Source organism: Streptomyces sp. NPDC057654 (assembly GCF_042800135.1).
Lineage (GTDB): Bacteria > Actinomycetota > Actinomycetes > Streptomycetales > Streptomycetaceae > Streptomyces.
The window spans coordinates 1-5,710 of the sequence record NZ_JBHVHQ010000569.1 but is presented as its reverse complement, the minus strand read 5'-3'; the positions used below and the strand labels follow the sequence as shown (position 1 = coordinate 5,710).

The 5,710-nt window shown below is 72.7% G+C and carries 7 protein-coding genes; 2 read left to right on the top strand and 5 right to left on the bottom strand.

Features of this window, described 5'->3' with window-relative positions; genetic code table 11:
• A partial coding sequence (locus ACFU99_RS30850; protein WP_384398272.1) for an alcohol dehydrogenase catalytic domain-containing protein occupies nt 1-652 on the bottom strand: 652 nt, incomplete at its 3' end.
• A 148-nt stretch (nt 653-800) separates the two neighbouring features.
• Between ACFU99_RS30850 and ACFU99_RS30845 the strand changes: the two genes are divergently transcribed.
• Nucleotides 801-1,694: a LysR family transcriptional regulator gene (locus ACFU99_RS30845; RefSeq protein WP_384398270.1), complete on the top strand. Its 894-nt coding sequence runs from the start codon at nt 801-803 to the stop codon at nt 1,692-1,694.
• A gap of 33 nt (nt 1,695-1,727) precedes the next feature.
• Here ACFU99_RS30845 and ACFU99_RS30840 read toward each other — a convergent pair whose 3' ends face one another.
• The 3 genes from ACFU99_RS30840 to ACFU99_RS30830 all read right to left on the bottom strand — a co-directional run bounded on the left by ACFU99_RS30840 (nt 1,728) and on the right by ACFU99_RS30830 (nt 4,137).
• Nucleotides 1,728-2,636, bottom strand: a complete 909-nt coding sequence (locus ACFU99_RS30840) for a hypothetical protein (RefSeq protein ID WP_384398268.1) — start codon at nt 2,634-2,636, stop codon at nt 1,728-1,730.
• Nucleotides 2,637-2,828: 192 nt separating this feature from the next.
• Nucleotides 2,829-3,569, bottom strand: a complete 741-nt coding sequence (locus ACFU99_RS30835) for a class I SAM-dependent DNA methyltransferase (protein ID WP_384398266.1) — start codon at nt 3,567-3,569, stop codon at nt 2,829-2,831.
• Nucleotides 3,570-3,642: 73 nt separating this feature from the next.
• Nucleotides 3,643-4,137: a GNAT family N-acetyltransferase gene (locus ACFU99_RS30830; RefSeq protein WP_384398264.1), complete on the bottom strand. Its 495-nt coding sequence runs from the start codon at nt 4,135-4,137 to the stop codon at nt 3,643-3,645.
• Nucleotides 4,138-4,163: 26 nt separating this feature from the next.
• Here ACFU99_RS30830 and ACFU99_RS30825 point away from each other — a divergent pair, with 26 nt between their 5' ends.
• Nucleotides 4,164-4,742 (top strand): CGNR zinc finger domain-containing protein, encoded by a 579-nt coding sequence (locus ACFU99_RS30825; RefSeq protein ID WP_384398263.1) that lies wholly within the window; start codon nt 4,164-4,166, stop codon nt 4,740-4,742.
• 49 nt (nt 4,743-4,791) lie between these two features.
• Here the strand turns inward: ACFU99_RS30825 and ACFU99_RS30820 are convergent.
• Nucleotides 4,792-5,710: MBL fold metallo-hydrolase (locus tag ACFU99_RS30820; protein WP_384398261.1), on the bottom strand; the 919-nt coding region annotated here is incomplete at its 5' end.

The following is a 5,710-nucleotide window of genomic DNA, read 5'->3' as shown; positions in this document are numbered from 1 at the left end:
GCCCGAACCGCTCGGCGAGGAGATCGAGCACGGCGCGATTGCGGCCGGGCGCGACCACGCGGCCCGCCCCCATCGCGAGGGCGACCGCGACCGCGCTGCTGCCGAGATTCCCCGTCGCCCCGCTGACCAGCAGCGTCTCCCCGGCCGCGAGCCCGCCGGCCAGCAGCCCGCCGTACGCGATGAGGGGAATGGCGAGCGCGGCCCAGCGGGCCGGATCGGCCCCGGCCGTGACGGGCAGCGCGAACACGTTCTCCGTCGGGACCCGCATGAACTCGGCGAACGCCCCGTCGTGCAGATGACGGGCGAGCCGCGCGCCGCCCTCGCCGCGCGAGCTCCAGCCCTGCAACGTGATGTCGGGCGTCAGCGCGTCGTCCCGCGAGCGCGCCGTCGAGTCGCACCACACCAGGTCGCCGACGCGCAGCCGGGTGGCGTCCGGCCCGGCGTGCACGACCCGGCCCACGCCGCCGATACCGGGCACGACGGGCGGGACCAGGGGGTAGTTCCGCTTGCCGCCGAAAACCTCGTCCGCATAGGGCGGCACGCAGGCGGCGAGCACTTCGACCACCACCTCGCCGCTGCCCGCCGCCTCGGGGACCGTCCTCTCCTCCACCCGGAGCGGTTCGCCGAACCCCGTCAGAACTGCTGCTCGCACGCGATGACCTCCATATATGCCTGTACCGGTGTACCGGCCCGTATGCGCCGGTACTCGTCGCTTCCCGCATGGCTTCCGCTACCGAGGTTAGGAAGCGGAAGCCCATGCGGGAAGCGACGATCGAGCATCTCTGGTATGCGTAGGCCGCATGGACCTTTCCAGTACGGACCTGCGGGTCCTGAGGCAGATCGCGGAGTCGGGCAGCTTCACCGCGGCGGCCGGCCGGCTCGGCTACACGCAGTCGGCGGTCTCACGCCAGGCCGCTTCTCTCGAACGGAGCGTGGGCGCCGCCCTGTTCGAGCGCCGCCCCGACGGGGTGCGGCTCACCCCCGCCGGACTGACGCTGCTGCGCCACGCCCGTACGATCCTGGACTCCTTCGAGGCGGCCGAGCGCGACCTCACCGGCACACTCCCGCGGACCGAACTGGTGCGGCTCGGCGTGCTCATGAGCGCCGGAGCCGGTCTCCTGCCCGCCGCGCTCACCCGGCTCGCGGCGGCGGACCCGCAGGTCACGGCCGTGACGAGCGAGGGCACCACGCCCAGCCTGACGCGTGCCCTGCGCGCGGGCACCATCGACCTCGCCCTGCTGACGTCCCGACCGCCGCACCGGCCGCCGGACGGCGAGTCGCCGCGCCTGCACACCGAGACCGTCGAGGACGGCGAACTGGCCGTGGCGGCGTCGACGACCGGTGCGTTCGCCGGCCGCGCATCGGTCCACATCGACGAACTGGTCGACGCCGCGTGGATCGCCACCCCGTCCTCGAAAGCCGAACCGCTCCTCGGCGTCTGGCCGGGGCTGCCCGGACGCCCGCGCATCGCCCACACCGCACGCGACTGGCTGACGAAACTGCACCTGGTCGCCGGGGGTTTCGGCGTGACGACGGTGCCGTCCCGGCTGGCGCCGGTGCTGCCGCCCGGGGTGAGCCTGCTACGGGTGGAGGGCGCGCCGCGGGAGGTCCGCCGGCTCCTCGTGGCGCGCCTTCCGGGCCGTCCGCCGGCGGGGGTCACGGCGGTGACCCGAGCCCTGGCGTCGGCTCTCTGACATACGGACGTACGCACGTACGCCGTACGGGGTTCAGGCTCCGCCGCAGTACGGCACGGTCCGTACGTACCCGCCGAGGTTCTCGTCGTCGGTGCCGAGGACCGCGTCGGAGGCGCCGGGCAGGCACTCCACCCCTTCGACCTTGTACCCCGGGAACCTCCCGAGCACGGAGGGGGACGACGCGAGCGAGACCCGCACGTCGCCCGTCGCCGACACGCTCACCCGGCCCGCGTCGCTCACCGCCGAGTCGAACGGGCCGTCGTCGCCCGCGTCCGACGCCGAACTCGCGATGATCCGGCCGGAGCCGGTCACCGAGATGTCGGAGATGTGCCGCGTACCGTCGCCGGGCGGGTACGCCGCGCGGTACGAGCTGCGCGACACCGCGCCGAACTGCGGCTGCCCCCACGGGGCGAACGTCAGCGGAGCCGCGTACAGCGTGGCGGGCCGGTCCGGCCCCGCGCCCCGGTCCGCCCAGAGGGCGGCGAGCTTCCCGTTCTGGGCGACGAGCGCGAAACTCTCGAAATTGTCGCCCTCGCCGATCGCCGGGAGCGGCGTGTAGTCGACGACCGTGGCCGTGGAATCGGTGACCTTGAGGTGGTAGACGATGCCGTTGCTGGTCAGCGCCAGATACTCGCCGGGCGTCTCGGGGATGGCCTCGATGGCCTCCAGGTCTACGGGCTCCGGACCGTCCCAGGTCATGGGGGAGACATCGGTGGCGCCCTCCCGGTGGGTGATCCGCGACAGCCGCCGCTGCCCGGACCGCTTGTTGTCGTGCACGATCAGCGCGCGCACTCCGGTTCCGTCGTCCGTACGGCCCTCGTAGGCGACGCCGCTGACCCCGCTCCGGGCGTCGTCGCCGACCTTGTGCCATCCGCTGTCCGCCCCGGCAGGGGCGGTGCCGAGCGCTGCCAGCAGCGCGGCCGCCGCGGTGAGGCAGGCCATACGCCGCAACATCGGGAATTTCACTGGGAGTCGCTCGCCTTCTCTTTCCGGCCGGCACGCGGCTGCGCGCCAATGCCAGGCTATTGACCGGAATGAGAGCGGCCCCAGTGCCGATTAGCCCGTTCGAGGGGGGCGCGAAACTGGATTCAGGGAGCACGCACGAGTGCGGCCGAGCGCGGTCGGCGCGGCCGGTCAATCGATGGGCTTCTCCCAGACCGAGACGTGCTGACCGCTCTCGCTGGTGAAAGGCTCGCGCGTCCAGCCGTCCCAGCGCTCGCGCAGCCGCAGCCCGGCGAGCTGGGCCATCAGGTCGAGTTCCGACGGCCACACGTAACGGAAGGGAATGGACCGGTACTGCCCGCGGCCGTCCACGACCTCGACGTAGTTGGAGCTCATCTCCTGGGTCGCGACGTCATACCTGTCGAACGCCCAGCGCGTCGGGCTCACATGGAACGGCACGACGTTCTGCCCGGGCGGCAGCTTTCGCAATGCCGGAACCCCGACCTCGATGACGAAACAGCCTCCCGGCGCCAAATGGGCGGCGGCATTGCGGAAACAGGCGACCTGGGCCGCCTGCGTCGTCAGATTCATGATCGTGTTGAAGAGCAGATACGCGACGGAGAACGTCCCGTCCACCCTGGTCGTCGCGAAGTCCCCGATGGTGACGCCGACCGCGTCACCGCCCGGCTTGGCCCGCATCCGGGCGACCATCGCCCGCGACATGTCGACCCCATGCACCGCGACCCCGCGCCCGGCCAACGGCAACGCGATCCGCCCCGTCCCCACCCCCAGCTCAAGCGCCCTGCCTCCATCGGCCAACGCCTCCAACACGTCGACCGTCGCCCCGACAACGCCGGGCTCGAACCTGGCTGCTGACTCCGCGTCATATTTCGCCGCGACGCGCTCGCCGAAGTATCCGTCCTCGTCATCCATCGGCAGACCGTACTGCGGGAGCATTCCGCGGCGCACCGCGTTTTCGGGCGGGAGGCAGGCTGGGTGCCGGCCGCTACGGACGCCAGTAGAGCGCGGGGTCCGGGTGCGCGGTGAAGCCCAAGGTGCGGTAGAGGGATTCGCCGTCGGGGGAGGCGTACAGGTCCACGCGGGCGACGTCGCGTTCGCGGAACCAGGTGAGCAGGCTCTGTACGATCGCGCGACCGTGGCCGCGTCGCTGGTGGGCCGGATCGGTGACCATGCCGATGACGTGGCCGACGCGCCCGTTGTGCGAGTGCGGGCCGGGGAGCCACTGGTCGACGGTGCCTATGCCGCAGGCGGCGAGCCCGTCGTCGCCGTCCACGACGAGGACGCGCGTGTCGTCGGCTGTGAGCCGTTCCTTCAGTACCGAGGCGAGGGCGGTCCGCCAATCGTCGCCCGCCGAGGCGGGGTTGAAGAAGTCGCCGCCGAGGGTCTCGAACAGCAGCGCCCGCAGCCGTACGAGTTCCGTGATGTCGTCTTCCTGCGCCCGCCGTACGCCTGCCTGCCGCATGCCGGTGTGGTGTCTCATGCCGATCAGCCTGCTGTAATGGCCTTATGCACCTCAACCCTTACGGCGCGGACGCCGTGAAGCTGGCCGTGGACCTGGCCAACCGGCCGCCGGCCGATGTCGAGGAGCTCGTCGAGCGCTGTCGCGCCGCCGGACTGGCGCTGGAGCGCCCGGCCACAGCGCGGGATCTGCGCAGCGTCCGCGCCACGATCGCGGCGTGGGAAGGGGTGGTGGACGCCGACGGCGAGCAGGAGCGCGCCGAGCTGCTCAACCGGATGCTGGCCGGGGCCGCCGCCCACCCCAGGCTGACCGACCACGAAGGCGACGGCTGGCATCTGCACTATCGCGATGACCGCCAGCCGCTCGGCGCCGTCCTGTCGTCGCTGATCGCCGTCGGTACCGCGCTCCATCTGGTGGGCCGCGGCATGCACCGGCTCAAGCGATGCGCCGTGACCGAATGCGCCGCGATCTTCGCCGACACCTCCCGAACCGGGCGGCAGCGCTACTGCTCCCAGCCGTGCGCCAACCGCGACGCGGTCCGTCGGCATCGTGCGCGGAAGGGCGGGGCTGATCGCGGGGTCGATCGCGGGGCCGATCGCGCGGCCGGTCCCGGCGGCAGCGGCTGAGGGGGAACGCGCCGTGCCGTGGCCGGCTGCCGCTCGGAACCTTCCTTCCCTACGCCGGCCACTCGCGGGGAAACGGCACGCGCAGCGAGCGCGCTGTGACCGGGGTGTGTTCGGCGGCGGCGTGCACACGGCCGTCGCGGAGGGCTATGGCACCGCTGCGGAGCATCGAGTCGAGCAGTTCGGCGGCGAGCTCCTCGGGCGTACGGCGCAGGAGGCGGGCCGCGTCCGTCAGCCAGGCGCGGGCGTGGAGGTACGGTTCGACCTCGTCGGCCGGTATGCCCTCGCGGATCATCAAGGCGAAGGCGAAGATCCGCCGCGCCCCGTACCAGACCGCCCCGTCCGGATCGTCCACCAGCCGCCGCCCCCGGCGCAGGGCGGCGGCGAAGGCCGCGTCCGGATCGGCGGGGATGGGGCCGTGGGAGGGAAGGACGACGCGCGGGGCGAGGTCGGCCATGCGCTTGAGCGAGGCGAGCGCCGTGGACGCCATGTCCGGGCCGTCCAGGGCGAGGTTCACCCAGCCCACGTCGTAGTCCGACAGCGCGTCCCCGACCACGAGCAGCCGCTCGTCCGGCTGCCAGAGCGCGAGATGGCCGGGGGTGTGGCCGGGAGTGCGTACGACCTCCCAGTCGGCGTCCCCGAGGCGCAGCACCTGCCCGTCGTCGAGCGGCATGTCGACCGTGTACGGGGCCACCGGCTGGTCGAGGTACTCGGCGGAGCAACAGCCCGGATCCCGGCGGGAGACCGCCTCGGCCTCCGGGGCCCCGGCCGCGACGGCTGCGCCCCGCGACTGGAGGAGGGCGTTGCCGCCGACGTGGTCCGAGTGCCAGTGGGTGTTCACGACCAGGTCGATCTTCCCGGAACGCGCGTGCGCCCGCGCCCAGTCGGCCGTCTCCTGCGCGTGGCCGACGAATCCGCTGTCGACCATGGCCGGCTGCCGCCCTTGCAGCAGAAGCAGGTTGGCGTAGGGG